Below are 18075 nucleotides of genomic sequence, written 5' to 3'. Positions count from 1 at the left end.
GGCTGCTCACAGCGCAAAATCAGCCGGTCACAGCTGAATGGCAAACTCCAGCCGGTGATTCTCTTCGGCGCTCAGCCGGTAAGCGGGCTCCACGTCCGCGCCCCAGCTGTCGATGCCGCCCACGCCGCGCACCGCGCCCATCACCGTGACCACGGTGCGGCCGGTGTTCGGCAGCTGCTCCCGATGGTCGGCGTTCTGCAGCTCCTGCGCAGTGTAGGGCAGGGCGCTGAAGGCAAAGGGCTCGCCCTCCATGAACACCTCCAGCCGTGCCGCGTCCGGCTGGCCCGCGATCCGCCGCTCCAGCGTGAACTGGTGGGTGTCCATGTGTACGCCGCAGTCCTGCGGCACCAGATAATCCGGGATATGGGGAATCTCGGTATGGCGGCCGAACATCCCGCCCTTCTTCCGGTCCGGGTAGGTCTCGCCGGACAGGCCGGTCCAGCCGATGGCGGACGCGGGCTCGGGGAGAACCAGCCGCACGCCGAACACCGGCAGACCGGACAAGCCGGGCGCTCCGGCAAATTCCGCCTTCACCCGCAGGGTACCGGCGGCATCCACCGTGTAAACAATCTCCACCTTCGCGCCGGGCACGGCGGCAAAGGCGAATTCGTATGCAATTTCCACCTTGCGGGGGCCCTTTTCCCGCACCGTCCAGCCGGTACAGCGGGCAAAGGCGTCCGCCGCCATCCAGGCCGCGCTCTTCGCCGCGAATCCGTTGCCGATGTCGTTTTCGGTGGCGGCCCGCCACAGCGCCGGGCGGGGGGCCCGGTAGAGCCACTGCACACCCTGGGAAATCAGCGACACCGGGCCGGCCTCCACATAGGAGAAGAGCACCTCAAAGCCGGCGCCCTGCACGCCCAGGTTCACATCGCCCTCGATCACGGTCAGATCCGGGGCAGTCTCGGCCCGGCCGGCCCGCTCCTTTTGCAATTCGGCCAGCTGGCGGGCGGACTGCTGCGCTGCCCGCCGGTTGTTCGCATCGTGAGCAGCGCGCTGCTCCGGGGTGGAATACCAGTAACGCACCTCCTGCATGGCGGGCTTTTCGCTGCCGTCCGCAAACACGATGCCGTTGGCGCTGAAGTTGTAGTCGGTGGGGCGCTCGCCGAAGTCGCCGCCGTAGCCCAGCACCCGGCGGCCCAGGCTGTCGGTGCGCCAGAGGGCCTGATCCATATAGTCCCAGATAAAGCCGCCCTGATACTGGTCGAATTCCTCACCCAGGCGGATGTAGCTTTCCATGCCGCCCAGACTGTTGCCCATGTCGTGCATGTACTCGCACAGCAGGAAGGGCTTTTCCGGCTTTGCCTCCAGATATTCCCGAATTGCCTCGGGGGTGGCGTACATCCGGCTTTCCACGTCGCTGATGCGGTCGAATTCCCGGTTGTGGAACACGCCCTCGTAATGCACCAGACGGCTGGGGTCGTTTTCGTGGAAGAACCGGCTCATGGCCAGAATGTCCTCGCCCGCATAGGACTCGTTGCCGCAGGACCAGAACAGGATGGCGGTGTGGTTTTTATCCCGCTCGAACATGGAGCGGGCCCGGTCCACCACGCATTCCTTCCACTGGGGCAGGCTGCCGGGCACGTTCCAGCTGGGCTCCACCGCGCCCATCTTCTGCCAGGAGCCGTGGCTCTCCAGATTGGTCTCGTCGATCATATAGATGCCGTTTTCGTCGCACAGGTCATACCAGCGGCTCTGATCCGGGTAATGGCAGGTGCGCACCGCGTTGATGTTGGCCCGGCGGAAGGTATCCATGGCCCGGTCCATATCCTCGTCGGTGATGGCCCGGCCCCGCTCGGCGCTCCACTCGTGGCGGTTCACGCCGTTGAACATCACCCGCTCGCCGTTCAGCAGAAGCAGGCCGTTTTTCAGCTCGAACCGGCGGAAGCCGGTGGAATAGGGCACCAGCTCCACCACCTGACCCGCGACGTTTTTCACCGTGAACAGCACCGAATACAGCACCGGATGCTCATGATCCCAGGCGCACACATCGGGCAGGCGGATGGCGGTGCTGCCGTCCGGGTTTACCGGGCCCTCAAACAGCACCCGGCCCGCCGGGTCGCTCACCCGGCATTCCACCGCCGCGCCCTCCGTTTCGCCGGAAAGGCGCAGCCGGGGGGCAAGGGTGCCGGTGGTGTTGTCCTCGGCAAGGCCCGCCCGCAGCCACAGGTCCTCGATGTGCACCTGAGGCTTTGCATACAGATACACCGGCCGGAAGATGCCGCTGAACCGGAAGAAGTCCTGATCCTCCAGCCAGCTGGCGCTGCTGCGCTTGTGCACCTCCACGCAGAGCAGGTTGCCCTTCGGGCGGATGGCGTTCGTCAGATCGAAATGGGCGGGGGTGAAGGAGTCCTCGCTGTAGCCGATGAACTGGCCGTTCAGCCACAGATAGAACGCCTGCTCCACCCCTTCCAGACAGATGCAGACCGGCTTGCCCGCCAGGGCCGGGTCCAGATCGAACCGGCTCACATAGCTGCTCACCGGCGCGTCGTTCCAGTCAATCTGGGGCGGGCGCAGATCGCTGCGGCCATCCCAGGGGTACATGGTGTTGATGTACTGGATCTGGCCATAGCCCTGCAGCTCCACATGGCCGGGCACCTGGATGCGGCCGAAGGCCGAACGGTCGGCCTCCTCCTTCCAGAAATCCGCGGGCCGGGCGGCGGGGTTCGGGCTATAGGCAAACTGCCACTCCCCGTTAAGGCTCTGGCGCAGGGCCATGGTTTTCTGGGCCAGCTCCGCCTCGTTCTGGTACCACCGGTGGTCCGAGTGGGCGGGCAGCCGCCCCACCGCGAACACCTCCGGGTTCACAAGCCAATTCAAATCAGGCTGCATCAATGCTTTTCTCTCCTTTTCCATTCTCAGGCCACCTGATTTTCCGCCCGGATGGCCGCGCACTCGCTGGCGGCCAGATCCGCCCAGCTGCCGTTGTGGAACAGAAAATCGTAGCGGTAGAGCACATAACCGTCCGCGCCCACTTCCCTGCCGGTGCCGATCATATCCGCCAGATTGTGGCCGGTCTGCCACTGGGTCACCGCCGCGTCGTAGTTGCCGCCGTCGCCGTCGCCGATGCGGTAGGCCCCCAGCCCAAAGTAGAGGGCTACCCCCTCGGCCCGCTCCAGCGCGGCCCACTCCTTTGTGATGTTCTCGAAGCCGAACCGGGTCTGCCCGCCGGAAGTGGTGTAGCCGTAGCCCCAGTAAAGCTGGGGCAGTATGTAATCCACATAGCCCGGGGTACTCATCCAGAGGGCCACATCACTATACTGGCCGTTATAATTGTTATCCATATTCCCCTGCGGACTGATCCCGAATCGAACCTCCGGCTTTGCCGCCTTGATGGCGTCGTATACCGCTTTCACCAGCTGGTTCACGTTGTCCCGCCGCCAGTCCTCAAGGCTCAGGGAGGTGCCGGATGCGGCGTATTCCTCCGCGTCAAAGGAGGGGTCGGTGGTGGGGTAGAAATAGTCGTCGAAGTGGATGCCGTCCACCTCATAGTTCATCACGATTTCGGTCACGCCGTCCACGATCAGCTGGCGCACTTCTTCGCTGGAGGGGTCGAAATACAGCCCCTCCCCCGCCTGCTTGACCAGCTCCGGCCGGGTGACGGCGGGGTTTGAATCCGCCAGCTGACCGGGCAGGCCGGCGTTCAGCTGCACCCGGTAGGGATTCAGCCAGGCCTCCAGTTCAAGGCCGTGGGCGTGGGCAGTCTCGATCAGAATGGCCAGCGGGTCAAAGCCCGGGTCCTGCCCCTGGGTGCCGGTGCACAGATGGCTCCAGGGGAAGTACTGGCTGGGGTAAAGGGCGTCCGCAAAGGGGCGCACCTGGGCGATGACCGTGTTCAGGCCCAGATCGGCGCAGTTGGCCATCATCTCCTCTGCCCCGGCCCGGAAGGCTTCGGCGCTGGAGAAATCGAACTGCTGCCATTCCAGATAGCTCACCCACATGGCCCTGTATTCCGGCTGAGCCTGAGCGGGCTTTTCGGCTTCGTCGCCGGTGTCGTTTACAATGGGGCTGCCGGTCTGGCTGCCGGCGGTGCTGGCGGACGTGCCGCCGGGTGCAGTTCCGCCGCAGGCGGCAAGGCTCACCGCAAGGCAGGCGGCGGCCAGCAGGGCGAATATCCTGTTCCACATCATGGATCAACTCCTTTTGGGGCGGGCTTTGCGCAAGGGGCCCCGCGGCAGGCGGCCCGCGCCCTGTTTCATTCCTATGCGGGGCGATTCGTGCTTATTATAGCACAGCACGCCCGCGCAGCGCAAAAAAGCGGCAGCCGGAAAACCGGCTGCCGCCTGTGTGCCTGAAAATCAGTATTTGGCCACAATGGCGCTCATCTTGTCCCAGTTGGCCTCCATGTCGCTCACCAGCTTGAACTGGGTGCGGCAGCGGTCCAGGTTCTGGCCTTCCCGGTGTACCCGGAAGTAGTGGTCACCCTCCAGATAGTCGGTGAGGAAGCGGATGCCGCATTCCAGCGTCATCAGCTTGGCGCCCCAGGGCAGGTTCTCCTTTTCGGCGGCGGTCAGCGCATCGCCGGCAGCCTCCAGAAAGCCCTTGGTGTAGATCTCGAACAGATCCAGATCAAAGTTCACCTTGCTCAGGTCCTTCTCGTCCTCGGCGCAGTGGTTGGCGCCGAAGCGGATGGAATCGCCGAAATCGTTCAGCGCAAGGCCGGGCATCACGGTATCCAGGTCGATGACGCAGATGCCGGTGCCGGTTTTCTTGTCCATCAGGATGTTGTTCAGCTTGGTGTCGTTGTGGGTCACGCGCAGGGGCAGCTTGCCTGCCTCCAGCTGATCCATCAGCACGGCGCAGTCCTTCTCCCGGGCCAGCACGAAGTCGATCTCCGGCTGCACGTCCCTGGCGCGGCCGCACGCATCCGCCTCCAGCGCCTTTTTGAAGTTGGCAAACCGGTTGCGGGTGTCGTGGAACTTGGCAATGGTCTCATGCAGGGTGGAGGCGTCGTAACCGGCCAGCAGACGCTGGAAGTTGCCGAAGGCAACGGCGCTCTGGTAGAACTGCTCCGGATCCTCCACCGCCTGCAGGCAGACGGTGCCCTCCACGAAGGGATACACACGCCAGCAGCCGCCCTGGCTGTCCCGGTAATAGTTCTTGCCCTCTTTGGTGCGCTGCACGGTCATGGTCTCACGGGCGGTATCGCCGCCGTTTTTCTCGATGATGCCGCGCAGATAGTCGGTCACGCCCACGATGTTTTCCATCAGGCCGTCCGGATCGGTGAAGGTGTTGGTGTTGATGCGCTGCAAAATAAAGCGCACGCAGTCGCCCGCCTCGTCCTGGGTGTATACACAGAAGGTATCGTTGATGTGGCCCTTGCCGTAACGCACGGCGCCCACGATCTGACCGCCGAAATCAAAGCCGGTCAGGGCCTCGGACAGGGTTTCTTCCGCTTTGCACAGTGCCATGATGCTTACTCCTTCCACAGATCATCGGGATACAGGCCGGCGGCGGTCTTGTCGGCAATGGCCTTTACCACCACGGGCTTATCCTCTTTGTAAGTAACGCCGTACCACTTGTCGGTGCTTCGCAGCACCTGAACGGTGGCCTTGCCCTCCTCGATCAGCTGGCTGACCACGCTGGGCAGGAAGTACTCGCCCTTCAGCGGGTTCTCCACCAGAGCCTTGTCCAGGAAGGCGGCGAAGCGGGTCTTGGCTTCGGCCACGAAGTTCTCGGAGAAGCCCCACAGGTTCATGGAAACCACGCTGTCCGCGTCCACGTCGGTCCAGGTTTTGCCGTCGTCCTCGGTGAAGTGGATGCCGTTCTCGTAGGTCTCGATCTTGGTGCGCTCGGTCACGCTGGCCAGGGTGCCGTCGGCGTTTTCCACGCAGATGCCGCGGGCCACGCTGCCGTTCTCGGTCACGGTGTTCTTCAGCAGATAGCCCACCATGGCGAAGCGGTACTTGTCGTCGTCCTGATGGGTGGACAGATAGTTGTAAATCTCCTTGAAGGCTTCGGGGCCGTAGTAGTCGTCGGCGTTGATCACGGCGAAGGGTGCGTCGATCACGTCACGGGCGGCCAGAATGGCATGGCTGGTGCCCCAGGGCTTGGTGCGGCCTTCCGGCACGGAATAGCCCTCCGGCAGATCGTTCAGATCCTGATAGGCATAGCGCACGTCCATAATTTTGGACAGCCGGTTGCCGATGGCTTCCTTGAAGGCGTCCTCGATTTCGTGCTTGATGATGAACACGATGGTCTCAAAGCCCGCGCGGCGTGCGTCGTAGGCGGAATAGTCGATGATGATCTGGCCGTGGTTGCCCACCGGATCAATCTGCTTCAGGCCGCCGTACCGGCTTCCCATACCTGCTGCCATCACCACAAGAATCGGTTTTTTCATGATGCTCTCTCCCTATCTCTCAATGCAATCTTAACGGGCAGGCCGTTCAACCCTTGTACCCGTTGGGGTTCATGCTCTGCCACTTGTAGCTGGAGGCGCACATCTCCTCGATGCCGTACTGGGCCTCCCAGCCCAGCTCCTCCCGTGCCTTGGTGGGGTCGGCGTAGCACTCGGCGATGTCGCCGGGGCGGCGGGGATCGATCACATAGGGCAGCTCCTTGCCGCAGGCCTTGGAGTAAGCCTTGATCACATCCAGCACGCTGTAACCGTGGCCGGTGCCCAGGTTGCAGATGAACAGGCCGCAGTTGGTGGACAGCTTTTTCAGCGCCGCCACATGGCCCCGGGCCAGATCCACCACATGGATGTAGTCACGCACGCCGGTGCCGTCCGGGGTGTTGTAGTCGTTGCCGAATACATGCACCTTTTCCAGCTTGCCCACGGCCACCTTGGCGATGTAGGGCACCAGATTGTTGGGAATGCCGTTGGGGTCCTCGCCGATCAGACCGCTCTCGTGCGCGCCGATGGGGTTGAAGTAGCGCAGCAGGGCCACATTCATGGTGGGGTCGGCCTTGCACAGATCCTTCAGAATCTGCTCGTTCATCACCTTGGTGGCGCCGTAGGGATTGGTGGCCGCGCCCACGGGGAAATCCTCCCGGATGGGCACGCTGGCCGGGTCGCCGTAAACGGTGGCGGAGGAGGAGAACACGAAGTTCTTCACCCCGTGGCGGCGCATGCTGTTCAGCACGTTCAGGCAGCTGACCAGATTGTTGGTGTAGTATTCCAGCGGCTTGGAAACGCTCTCGCCCACTGCTTTATAAGCAGCGAAGTGAATCACCGCGTCAATCTCCGGATGCGCATCGAACAGCTCGTCCACCCTGGCCGCATCGCACAGGTCGATGTTCACAAAGGGTACCTTTTTGCCGCTGATCTGCTCCACCCGGTTCAAAGCCTCCTGGCAGGAGTTGTAGAAGTTGTCGGCCACCAGAATCTCGTGGCCGGCTGCCATCAGTTCAATGCAGGTGTGGCTGCCGATGTAGCCGGCGCCGCCGCTTACCAAAATAGGCATAATGATTTATCCTTTCTTATTCAACCGTTTTCCGGCATCATTCAGCAGTTGGGCAGCTCCACGTTGGACAAACAGTTCACCGGGGTGCGGCCGGGAATCAGGCGGGTACCGTCGGAATAGCCTTCCTCCGAATCCTTCAGCTCCTGAATCAGCAGATTGCGCAGGTAGGCAATCCGCTCCTGCTTGTCCGGGTCATGGATGGCGTTGTGGGTCTCGTCCGGGTCGTTCACCAGATCGAAATACTGTTCCTCGTTCCGCTCGTTCAGCCAGATGAACTTGTCGGTCTTTGTCACAATAAACTGGCTGGACCAGCGGTTGAAGCCGAAGGTGTGCTCCCCGTGGATGTATTCCCGGTCCAGCGGATGCAGCATGCTGCGCCCGTCCAGATGGGCGGGGATCGGTGCGCCCGCCAGCTCCAGCAGGGTGGGCATCACGTCCCGCAGCTCCACCAGCGAATCGTCGGTGCGGCCCCGGGGGCCGATGTACCGCTCCGGCCCGCTGATAAACATGGGAATGTGGGCGCTGCCGTTGTAGGGCAGTGCTTTACGGCACCACCCGTGGTCGGACAGCATCTCCCCATGGTCGGAGGTGAACAGGATCACGGTGTTGTCCATCAGCCTGTGCTCGATCAGCGCCTGAATGATGCGGCCGATCTGGTGGTCCAGATGGGTGATGCAGGCGTAGTAGCCGATCTGCTGCTGGCGGATCAGCTCCGGGTCTTTTGGCCCGGTGCAGGAATTGAACACCATACCCCGCTTTTCCAGCATGGCGGTGTCGTTCCAGTCACCCTTCACCGGCGGCCGCAGATCCTTGTCCTTATACAGGTCGAAGTAATACTGGGGCGCGTCGTAGGGGGCGTGGGGCCGCACGAAGCTGGCCATCAGAAAGAAGGGCTGGCGGGGGTCCCGGCGGCGCAGAAAGTCGATGCTCCGGCTGGCCACCCAGTTGGTGGGGTGGTATTTTTCCGCATAGGGCCAGGGGCGGGCGGTCCAGCCGTTGCAGTCCATGCCGGTGTCGGTCACGTCCGCATCCGCGCCCAGCTCGCTTTTCAGCCAGTGGAAATAATCGTCCGCAATCAGCTGGTTTTCGCCGTATTCCACATTGGGGTAACGATATTCATGCAGGTAGCCGTCGTGCAGCTCCACGTTGTGGAAGCCCAGATAGTTGCGCAGGGGATGCACATGCATCTTGCCCACGCACTGGGTGTAGTAGCCGGCCCTGCTCAGTTCTCCGGCCATGGTGCAGCCGTAGTTCCAGTCCACCCGATCCTGATAGCCCACCTTTCCGGTGTGGCGCTGGCTCAGGCCCGTGTGCAGGATGGCCCGGGCGGGCACGCAGGTGGGGCAGGCGGACCAGGCATTGGGAAAATAGATGCCGTCGGCGGCAAGGGAGTCCAGATACGGGGTTTTCACATCCGGGTGCCCGGCATAGCCCAGGCAGTCTCCCCGCTGCTCATCGGTCATGATGAAAAGAATATTGGGGCGGTCCGTCACAGCGTTCACAACCTTTCCGAAAACAGGCGACAGGGCGTTTTTCCCCCGCCGCGACAATGAAAGAGGCGGCCGCCGCCGGGCATTCCCGAGGGCGGCCGCCTTGATGCAAAACCGGATCAGGGCCGATCAGATCTCATACCACTTGATCTCGTTGGCGTCCATATCCAGCTCGAAGCTGGTGCCGTCGCCCTTGTAAACGGTGGTATGCTGGGGCTCGTAGGTGTTGTTCACCACGCAGTATTTGCCGTTCTTCACATAGGCATGTACTTCCACGTTGAAGTTGGAGGAGAACCAGCGATGCAGGTTGTCCTCGTCGTGGGCGCTCCACAGGATGGAACGGTACAGCATGCGGCTGTTCTCGAAGGTGTAGGGCAGGCCGCTGATGTAAACGGTGCGGCCGGCGCCGAACTCGTTCACTGCCATCTGCACTTCCTTGTCCTTCTGAACCAGGATCTGGGCGCCCTCCAGCGCGTAGATGTTCTTCTTGCCCTCGCCGAAGTCCACTTCCCTGGTGGCGTCGGCCAGGATGAAGTGATCCCGATGCTCATCCCAGTTGTACTTGTCGTAGTTCAGGGTGAAGCCGGTCTCCTTCTCCACGCCCATCACGGTGGCCAGCTGCAGGTAGTGGCCCTGATACTGGTGGCCGGCGGGCTCGCCCACGCCGATGAAGCCGCCGCCGTTGTAGATGAAGGCCTTGATGGCAGAAGCGATCTCCGGGTCCTCCCACACGGCGCCGCCGGTGTGGGCGGTGTCGCCGTCGCCCACGTTGATCAGCACGTCAATGGAATCCAGCAGCTTCGGGTCGGCCTTGATGTCGTCGAAGCTGATGAACTTCACGTCGAAGGGAGCGCCGCTCAGCGCCTCGATCACGCCGGCGTAGCTGTAGTTCTGCTTCTGGTACAGCGCATGGTGCACCATGTGGCAGCCCCAGCTGCGGGCCTTGCCCCAGCTGTTCAGCACAGCCACGGTCTTGACGCAGTAGGCGGTGGTGCCCTTGGCGTTCTCGTACAGCTCACGGAACTCGTTGCAGACGCTCTCGATGTAATCCACGAACTCGGGGAAGTCCAGCGCCAGCTTCAGGTAGCCGCCGTAGCCGATCCGGTCCACGGGCTTGCGCAGGATGGCGCGGCGGGCGGTCACCCAGTTCTCCTTGGCTTCCTTCACCGGGTCGCCGCCCTCGTGGAAGGTATCCGGGAAGAAGTAGGGCAGGAATCGGCCCTCGGTGTACTTCACGCCGGGAATATCGGAAATCAGACGCAGGGTGGAGCCGTTGCCCACGCTGCCCACCACGGCGTCCAGGCCGATGGTCTTGAACTCGTCCATGAAGGGCTCGGTGCCGATGAAGTGGTCGCCCAGGAACATCATGGCTTCCTTGCCCAGCTCGTGGGTGATGTCCACCATCTCCTTGGCCAGCTTGGCAACCTCGCGGCGCTGGAAGGCCTGGAAGTCCTTGAACTCCTTGCTGGGCACCCGGTACTGGTTGTTGTAGTAGCCCTGATCGATGATGAACTCGGGGCGGAACTTGTAGCCCACTTCCTCCTCAAACTGCTTCAGGATGTAGGGGGAAACGCTGGCGGAATAGCCGTACCAGTCCACATACTTCTCACGCTTCAGCTCGTCGAACAGCAGGGTGAACTGATGGAAGAAGGTGGTGTAGCGGATCACGTTCACATAGGGATGCTCGGCAATGAACTTGCGCAGGCGCTCCATGGTGAACTTGTGGGTCTTGGGCTGGCGCACGTCGAAGGTGATCTGGTGCTCAAAGTTCTGCCAGTTGTTGGTCACCGCATTGTACATGTGCACGGGGTCCCAGATCAGGTAGGCCAGAAAGCTCACGGTGTAGTCGTGGAAGGCGGTGCAGCCGGTGATCTCCACGCAGCCGGTGGCCTCGTTGTAGCTCCACTGCTCCACGGGAACCACCTCACCGGTGGTGCGGTCGATCACTTCCCACCAGCGCTTGATGTCGTCGCGGGTGTTTACTTCCATCAGCTCCTGGGAAACGCCCTTCATCAGAGGAATCGACAGAGTGTCGCCGGTGGCGGTGTAGAAGCCGGTCATGATGTAGCACTGCTGCACCTCGTCCGGGTTGGCCTTGGCCCAGGCGTTGTCCTTCCGGGTGGTGTAGTAGGTGGAGTAGATCTTCGCGCCCACCTTGGTCAGCTCTTCGGGAAATTCGGTGCCGTCGCAGTCGCGGATGGCGTCTGCGCCCCAGCGCTTCAGAATATCAATGGTTTCCGGCACAATGTCCAGATTGGTGGGAATGGTTACCCGGCCGGTCAGTTTTTTCTCGCTCATGTTGTTCCTCTTTTCCTGGTTTTGACCAAAATACGGCGTTCTGCCCGCTCTTTTCGGCGCGGGCAGAACGCCGCGTTTGTGCGTTTTATTTTGTGTAGGGTTTGTTATACAGATACAGCAGCACAAGGATGCCGGCCAGACCCACCAGCTGGATGCCCAGACCGATCGTTCCCTGCCGGGTGTCGGCCATGAAGCCCATGGAGTGGCCCGCAATGACCAGCGCCAGGCACACCAGTGCAGCAATGCCGGCCAGGATCAGTTTCACGGTCTTTTTGGTGTATTCATTCATCGTGTTTCCCTCCTTAGCCCTTCAGGCCGCCCAGAGTCATGCCCTGAGTGAGCTTTTTCTGTACACACATATACAGGATCAGCGTGGGGATCATGACCAGAACCAGACCGGCGTACATCTGGCCGTACTCGGCCTTGGCGTTCTGGGCCTTCATCAGGTTCAGCAGGCCAACCGGCAGGGTGCGGGCGCCGTTGGGATCGGTGAGCATGGTCATGGAGATGATGTACTCGTTCCAGTAAGCCAGGAACTCGAACAGAATTACGGTGATGATGCTGGGCTTGGCCATGGGCAGGATGATGCGCACCATGGTGGTGAAGTAGCCCGCGCCGTCCACATAGGCGGCTTCCTCGTAGTCCTTGGGCAGAGTGGCCAGGTAGCTGCTCAGCAGGTAGATGGTGAAGGGCAGCGTGGTGGAGGCCAGAACCACCGATACCACGAAGGGATTGTTCAAGAAGAAGGATTTGCCGAACAGAGAGTTCAGAACCCGGTCACCGGCCACGAACATCAGGAAGATGGGAACAACGATGTAGTTCACGTTGATGAACAGGCCGGCCATGAAGCCGCCGCGGATGACCTTGCGGCCGATGAAGTTGTAGCGGCTGAGCACATAGGCCGCGGGCAGAGCCACCAGCAGCAGGATCGCCAGCGACATGGCGGTGATCATGACCGAGGTCATGAAGTACTCGCCCATGCGAGCCTTGGTCCAGGCATCCACAAAGTTTTGCAGGTAGAGGCCCTGAGGCAGGGTGAAGGGGTTGCCGTAGAACTCGCTGTTCTGCTTTACGGATGCCATAAACACCCACGCCACGGGCACAATGATCGTGACTGCAAGCACGATCAGCACGATATAAATCACGGCTTTGATCAGCGCATCGCTTCTCTGGCCGCTTGTTTTCTTGTTTGCATTCATTCGCACACGCTTCCTTTCCGATCAGAATTCCAGCGCTTCGCGTTCGGTCACCTTGTTCACGATGGCGGCCAGTGCGAAGGAGAAGGTGAACACCACAACACCGATGGCCATGCCGTAGCCGTAGGTGGAGTTGGTGTAGGCCTGCTTGTACATGTAGCTCAGGAACACCTCGGTGGCGCCGTCCGGGCCGCCGTTGGTCATGGCCTTTACAAACAGGAAGCTCATGTTGATGTTGGAAATGATGAAGAAGGTCAGAGTGGTGCGGATGTTGGTCCAGATCAGAGGCAGGGTGATGCTGAAGAACTGCTTGGTCCGGGAAGCGCCCTCCAGGTTCGCGCTCTCGTACAGGCTTTCGGAGATGGAGGACATGCTGGCCATGTACATGACCATGTAGTAACCGATGGCCTGCCATACCATGGCGATGGCCAGGCTGTAGATAACGATCTTCTGGTCACCCATCCAGTAGATGGGCTCCGCGTCGCCCCGGAAGATGTTCAGGATGCTGTTCAGCAGGCCGTTGTTGGCGTCGTAGATGGCGCTGAAGATGGCGCTGATAACAACCACAGACAGAATGTTGGGGATGTAGAAGATCACGCGGAAGAAGTTCTGACCCTTGAGGTTCTCACGGGTCAGGATGGCGGCAAACAGCAGTGCGAACACGATGGTCACCGCTGTGACCAGCACGATCAGCAGGATGCTGTTGCGGCAGGAACGGAGGAAGTTTTCATCCTTGAACAGGGTGACAAAGTTTTCCAGACCCACAAATTCCTGATTGGGGGAATAGCCGCCCCAGCGGAACAGGGACATGCGGAACACGTTGAATGTGGGGATTGCCAGGAAAATGAACGCCAATATTGTGGCCGGCGCCACGCATGCCACAATAAACCGGCTGCGCGCTTTATTTTTTTGCATTGTGCCAACTCCTCTCACCTAAAAGGCGGTGAACAAAAGGCTGATTCCTTCTGTTCACCGCCCGGTTTACCAGATTACCTGCGCGGCAGGCGCCTTACGGCGCATCCAGTTTGCCATGCGCATTTGAACATTGTGGCCAGCGCCGACAACGTTTACTCCATGGCTGCGGCCATGGTCTTGCAGGTATCCTGCATATCGGTATGCCACTGCTCAGCAGTCTTGTTGCCGTTCACAACGCTGTCCATGGTGAAGCAGAAGACCTGCTTGAAGTCCATGCCTTCCACGGGCTTGGTGGTGGCGAAGGTGCCGATGGCAGCCTTGGCGCCGTTGTCGTATACGCTGTAGTAGACCTTGTTGTCGTCGCTCAGCTTGTCGGTCATGCCAACGATGGGCTGAACCGCACCGGACTCGGCGAAGATGGCAGCAGCCTCATCGCTGTACAGGTAGCTGATGAATACCTTGGCCAGCTCCTGATTCTGAGAACCGGCGGGAACCCAGCACTGCTCGAAGAAGGTGTAGCTGTAGCGGTCGCCGCCCTGCTCCATTGCAGGCAGAGCCATGAAGCCCCACTCGAAGCCGTCAGCACGGGGAGCGTCGGCCATCTCGCCGATGACCCAGTTGCCGTTGGGCATGAACAGCGCCTTGTTGTCCAGGATCAGCTGCTGGTTCTTGGTGAAGTTGTCGGAGTTGCCGTTGGAGGGAGTGGACTTCTCGGTGTTCGCAGCCAGCTTGCCCAGCACGTCGAACATCTGGCCCATCTCTTCGCTGGCCCAGGTAGCCTCGTCGTAACGCAGAGCGTTGTTGAAGAAGTCCTGACCGCCCACCTCAGGGATCATGGCGTAGATGAACGCATCCAGGTAGCCGGCGGTGGGGTAAGTAAACAGGGGGATGTCGGTCTGGTCGGCCAGAGCGAAGAACTCATCCCAGGTGGTGGGCAGGGTCAGCTCGCCGCCGCCCTCGGTGAAGTTTGCCTTGTTGTAGAACAGACCGCAGGGGCTGTAGAACATGGGCATCATGTAAACGCGGTCGTCGTTGTAGGGGTTGGTGGTCAGGTTGCCGGTGAAGCCGGGGATGATCTTCTCGCCCACGGTCACGTCCTCACCCAGAACCTTCATGTCCAGAACGTCGCTCAGGTCGGTCAGAGCGTTCTCTTTCAGCATGGTCTCGGGCAGAGCCTTCTCACGGCCGGTGGCCAGATGAACCACGTCGTAGAAGTTGCCGGCCTTCATCTGGGGATCGATCACGTCCTCCAGGTTCTTGTCGGTGGTCAGCTCTACGGTAGCGCCGGTCTTGGCTTCGAAGCCATCCACAACCTTCTGCCACATCTCGGAGCCGTAAGCGGTCTCAATGGCGGCGACCTTCAGGGTCTGGCCGGCGTAATCGCCCTCTGCGGAAGCGGTGGAACCGGACGCGCCGGAAGCGGCGGTGCTGGTAGAGCCGGTGCTGGTGGTGCCACCGCCGCAAGCGGTGAACACGGATGCAGCCATCATGACTGCCAGCAGCATGCTAAGTGCCTTTTTCATAGTGTACCTCCTGTTTCGTGTATCCATAACGCAGGGACGGAAGGAACGCTGTTGCACTTCCTTCGGTTTTCGCGCTTCCCTGCATTTCCTGATTCCAGTATACCGTTTCCAACCAGGAATACAAGAGTTTTCTTGCTCTAACTTTTATACTGCTTGTTTTTGTGTTCATTTTCCCCAGTATGTGCTCCTTTTGGGAGTAATTTTTGTATTTAACATCAACAAAAAAACCAAACAATTTCTGGCTATATTGCCATTGTCAAAAAATTCGTAGAACAGCTCACTATTTTTTGTTTTTATCGTCAATTCAAAACGACCAATTTTTCATCACACTCTCATATTTTTTCACTTTATCAACCAAAATTGTTCATGCAAATTTGCATTTTAAAAAAATGGCGTTATAATAAAGCCAAACAATCGATTATATTTTGCTCAATATTTTATAAATTCTCCGGAATTTTCGGTCTTTTGCCTTGTGCAGCCGCCGAACGGATACAAATCGTTCGGATATGCGGCCGTAAAAATATCCGGCAGGGAGGTTTTTGCATGAGCACCAAACGATATGATCTGGATCTGAGCGTTTCCCAGCGTTCACCGGGCTCCTTTTCCGCCCTTCTGGGAAACGCCAGCCTGCTGTATGTGACCGACGCCCAGTTCAACACAGACTGGCACAGCACCCTGCACAGCCACCCCAACATGGAGCTGTTTTACTGCGTGCGGGGCATCGGTGAGTTCCGCATGAAGGACCGGGTGCTGCCCGTGGGCAGCGACGACATGATCATCATCAACCCCAACGTGGAACACACGGAATCCAGCATTCCCAGCAATCCGCTGGAATACATCGCTCTGGGCATCAGCGGGGTGGACCTGGTGTTCGACACCAAGGGCCAGCAGTTTTCGGTGCTGAACTACCGGGAATCCCGTTCCGAGATTGCGGCACTGCTGCGGATGCTGATCTCGGAGGCCTCCACCCAGCCGCCGGGCTGGGAGAATGTCTGCCAGCATCTTCTGGTGGTGCTGCTCTCGCTTTTGCTGCGGCACACCCATTTTACCCTGAACAGCGAGCAGGGGCTGCATACCAACAAGGAATGCGCCGCTGCCCGCCGCTACATCGACGAACACTTTGCCGAGCCCATCGACCTGAATCAGCTGGCAAACCTCACCCACGTGAACAAGTATTATCTGGCCCATTCCTTCAAGAAGGAATATGGCATCTCCCCCATCAACTATCTGATTGAGCGGCGGATCCGGGAAAGCAAATATCTGCTGGAGCACACCGACCACAACCTCTCTGAAATTGCTCATTTTCTGGGGTTTTCCTCCTCCAGCTATTTTTCCCAGAGCTTCCGCCGGTTCACCGGCCAAAGCCCCACCGATTATCGGAAAACCAGCCGATGCACCGATGAGGATCTCTCCGCCGAGCCCGACAGCTGAGCAAAACAAAAGCGCCTTCGCCGAACATCGGCAAAGGCGCTTTTTGTCTGGTGGGCCATCCAGGACTTGAACCCGGGACCAATCGGTTATGAGCCGACAGCTCTGACCAGCTGAGCTAATGGCCCTTACGGGCGGCGAACCGCTCGAATGTTTTTATTATACCAGAACCAGAGCCCGGTTGCAAAGCATTTTTTGCGGCAGAGGTCACCTTCAGATTCTGCCATACATCTTGCACACCAGCCGCAGGCTCAGGTCTCCAAAGTGGCCGGCGTTGCGGCGCACCACATCCACGGTGCTCAAGGGCCGGAAATATTCGCCCTGCCGCTGCACTGCGGCGCGGGTGTATTCCAGATAACTGCCCTCGTAGATGGCATACGGTTCCAGCCGGTGCAGCAGCGACTGCACCTGAATGACGCGCAGGCCAAGGCAGCGGCTCACAAACTCCACGCAGGTGAAGGCCCCGGGCAGGGCCAGATGGAACCCCACCACACTGGCCATGGCCCCGTATGTATTGTAGATGGTGCGACCCGGCTGGGCCCGGCAGACCATGAGCATGTTGCGGGCGGCGTCGAACTGGCGCCGGGTCACCGGCACCCGGCAAACCCGCACCCGGATGTCGCCCTCGTCGCACAGGCGGCCCGCATCCTCGGCCACAAAGCCGCCCGCCAGCGCGTTTTGCTTGTTGCGGCGGGCGAAGGAATAGCAGACCGCCAGATCCGGCCGCAGGCTGATGGAAACATGGTTATAGCTGCTCCCGGTCACCGCCCGGATCATCCGGCCCATTCCGGTGTTGGTGTGGGAAAACATCACATACAAATCCGGCAAATTCCTTCGCCTCCTTTTTTGAATTTACGAAAAAGCCTGTCATTCCAGACCGGCGCACCGGCCTGCCAGATACCCCGCGCCCATCAGGCCCGCCTGGTTGCCCAGCTGCGCAGGAATCAGCCGGCAGCCCCGGAAACTGGGCTTTAAAAGCGGCTGCAGCTGCCGGGCCAGCTGGCTCTGGATGTAGTCCTGCTTCATCACGCCGCCGCCCAGCACCACAGCTTCCGGGTCAAAGGCGTGGATGAGCGACACAAGGCCATAGCTGATCTCGCGGATCCAGCCGTCCACTTCGGCCCGCACGCTGTCATCCTCCAGCCGTGCGAAGATAGCCCGGCCGTCGGTCAGTTCCGGAAAGCGGGCGCTTACCCGTTTTACCAGCGCGGTGGTACTGGCGTAGCGCTCATAGCTGCCCGTGCCCTGGCAGGCCGGGTCCACCGCCTCCGGATGGGTGATCAGGCCGCCAAATTCCCCGGCGCTGCCCAGGCTGCCCCGGTACAGCTGCCCGCCCGCAAAGGCCGCGCCGCCGATGCCGGTACCGAAGGTAAGCATCACAAAATCCCGTTTCCCCTTTGCCGCACCGAAGGCGTATTCGCCCATGGCAGCGGCGTTCACATCGTTTTCCACCGCCACCGGCAGGCCCAGCTGCTGCTCCAGCAGAGTTTTCGGGTTCATACCGGTATAACCGGGAATGTTGCAGGCAAACCGGATGCGACCGGTCTGCGGCTCCACCTCGCCGGCAGTGGAAATGCCCACACACTGCACGCCGGGCATCCCGTGCACCAGCTCCGCCACATTCCGGAGCATCTGCTCCGCGCCGGCAGCCGCATTGGTGGGCGTTTCCTGCAAAGAGGAAAGCCGCCCGTCCTCCAGCACCGCCGTTTTGATATAAGTACCGCCAATGTCCACACACGCTGTTTTCATGGAAAAGCCTCCACTTTCACTATGTTTTTGTGCCAAAGGGTCGTTTGAGGGTTATTATACCAAACTCCGACGG

General features: G+C 60.3%; 14 protein-coding genes and 1 tRNA gene. 1 reads left to right on the top strand and 14 read right to left on the bottom strand.

Annotated elements, in window-relative coordinates; genetic code table 11:
* Positions 1-27: 27 nt before the first annotated feature.
* The 11 genes from EDD77_RS02415 to EDD77_RS02365 all read right to left on the bottom strand — a co-directional run bounded on the left by EDD77_RS02415 (position 28) and on the right by EDD77_RS02365 (position 14825).
* Positions 28-2853, bottom strand: a complete 2826-nt coding sequence (locus EDD77_RS02415) for a glycoside hydrolase family 2 TIM barrel-domain containing protein (protein WP_341439376.1) — start codon at positions 2851-2853, stop codon at positions 28-30.
* A 2-nt stretch (positions 2854-2855) separates the two neighbouring features.
* Positions 2856-4127: a glycoside hydrolase family 10 protein gene (locus EDD77_RS02410; protein WP_242868288.1), complete on the bottom strand. Its 1272-nt coding sequence runs from the start codon at positions 4125-4127 to the stop codon at positions 2856-2858.
* A 168-nt stretch (positions 4128-4295) separates the two neighbouring features.
* Positions 4296-5408, bottom strand: a complete 1113-nt coding sequence (locus tag EDD77_RS02405) for a phosphotransferase enzyme family protein (protein WP_058962811.1) — start codon at positions 5406-5408, stop codon at positions 4296-4298.
* A 5-nt stretch (positions 5409-5413) separates the two neighbouring features.
* Positions 5414-6337 carry a sugar phosphate nucleotidyltransferase gene (locus EDD77_RS02400; RefSeq protein ID WP_058962812.1) on the bottom strand — a complete coding sequence of 308 codons (924 nt, stop codon included), beginning with the start codon at positions 6335-6337 and terminating at the stop codon, positions 5414-5416.
* A 46-nt stretch (positions 6338-6383) separates the two neighbouring features.
* Positions 6384-7403 carry a UDP-glucose 4-epimerase GalE gene (gene galE, locus EDD77_RS02395; protein WP_058962813.1) on the bottom strand — a complete coding sequence of 340 codons (1020 nt, stop codon included), beginning with the start codon at positions 7401-7403 and terminating at the stop codon, positions 6384-6386.
* Between the two features lie 41 nt (positions 7404-7444).
* Positions 7445-8896, bottom strand: coding sequence for an arylsulfatase (locus EDD77_RS02390; protein WP_077138448.1), 1452 nt, complete (start codon positions 8894-8896; stop codon positions 7445-7447).
* Positions 8897-9022: 126 nt separating this feature from the next.
* Complete coding sequence (gene gnpA / locus EDD77_RS02385) at positions 9023-11191, bottom strand: 1,3-beta-galactosyl-N-acetylhexosamine phosphorylase (protein WP_058962814.1); 2169 nt, start codon at positions 11189-11191, stop codon at positions 9023-9025.
* An 85-nt stretch (positions 11192-11276) separates the two neighbouring features.
* The gene (locus EDD77_RS02380; protein WP_058962815.1) at positions 11277-11480 is read right to left on the bottom strand and encodes a DUF6903 family protein; all 204 of its coding nucleotides are present in this window, start codon (positions 11478-11480) and stop codon (positions 11277-11279) included.
* A 13-nt stretch (positions 11481-11493) separates the two neighbouring features.
* Positions 11494-12390: a carbohydrate ABC transporter permease gene (locus EDD77_RS02375; RefSeq protein ID WP_058962816.1), complete on the bottom strand. Its 897-nt coding sequence runs from the start codon at positions 12388-12390 to the stop codon at positions 11494-11496.
* Between the two features lie 21 nt (positions 12391-12411).
* On the bottom strand, positions 12412-13302 hold the full coding sequence (locus EDD77_RS02370; RefSeq protein ID WP_058962817.1) for a carbohydrate ABC transporter permease: 891 nt from the start codon (positions 13300-13302) through the stop codon (positions 12412-12414).
* 152 nt (positions 13303-13454) lie between these two features.
* Positions 13455-14825, bottom strand: coding sequence for a carbohydrate ABC transporter substrate-binding protein (locus EDD77_RS02365; RefSeq protein ID WP_187120488.1), 1371 nt, complete (start codon positions 14823-14825; stop codon positions 13455-13457).
* A 543-nt stretch (positions 14826-15368) separates the two neighbouring features.
* Between EDD77_RS02365 and EDD77_RS02360 the strand changes: the two genes are divergently transcribed.
* Positions 15369-16256: an AraC family transcriptional regulator gene (locus tag EDD77_RS02360; protein ID WP_058962819.1), complete on the top strand. Its 888-nt coding sequence runs from the start codon at positions 15369-15371 to the stop codon at positions 16254-16256.
* A gap of 48 nt (positions 16257-16304) precedes the next feature.
* Here the strand turns inward: EDD77_RS02360 and EDD77_RS02355 are convergent.
* From EDD77_RS02355 to EDD77_RS02345, 3 genes are all read right to left on the bottom strand, one after another.
* Positions 16305-16381, bottom strand: a tRNA-Ile gene (locus tag EDD77_RS02355).
* Between the two features lie 85 nt (positions 16382-16466).
* Positions 16467-17081 (bottom strand): hypothetical protein, encoded by a 615-nt coding sequence (locus tag EDD77_RS02350; RefSeq protein ID WP_058962820.1) that lies wholly within the window; start codon positions 17079-17081, stop codon positions 16467-16469.
* A 39-nt stretch (positions 17082-17120) separates the two neighbouring features.
* Positions 17121-18002 (bottom strand): ROK family protein, encoded by an 882-nt coding sequence (locus tag EDD77_RS02345; RefSeq protein ID WP_058962821.1) that lies wholly within the window; start codon positions 18000-18002, stop codon positions 17121-17123.
* Between the last annotated feature and the right edge of the window lie 73 nt (positions 18003-18075).

Origin of the sequence: Allofournierella massiliensis, from assembly GCF_004345265.1 — a bacterium.
In the GTDB taxonomy this organism is placed as follows: Bacteria; Bacillota; Clostridia; order Oscillospirales; family Ruminococcaceae; genus Allofournierella; species Allofournierella massiliensis.
The sequence above is the reverse complement of the archived record's forward strand: the minus strand, read 5'-3'. Positions and strand labels throughout refer to the sequence as shown.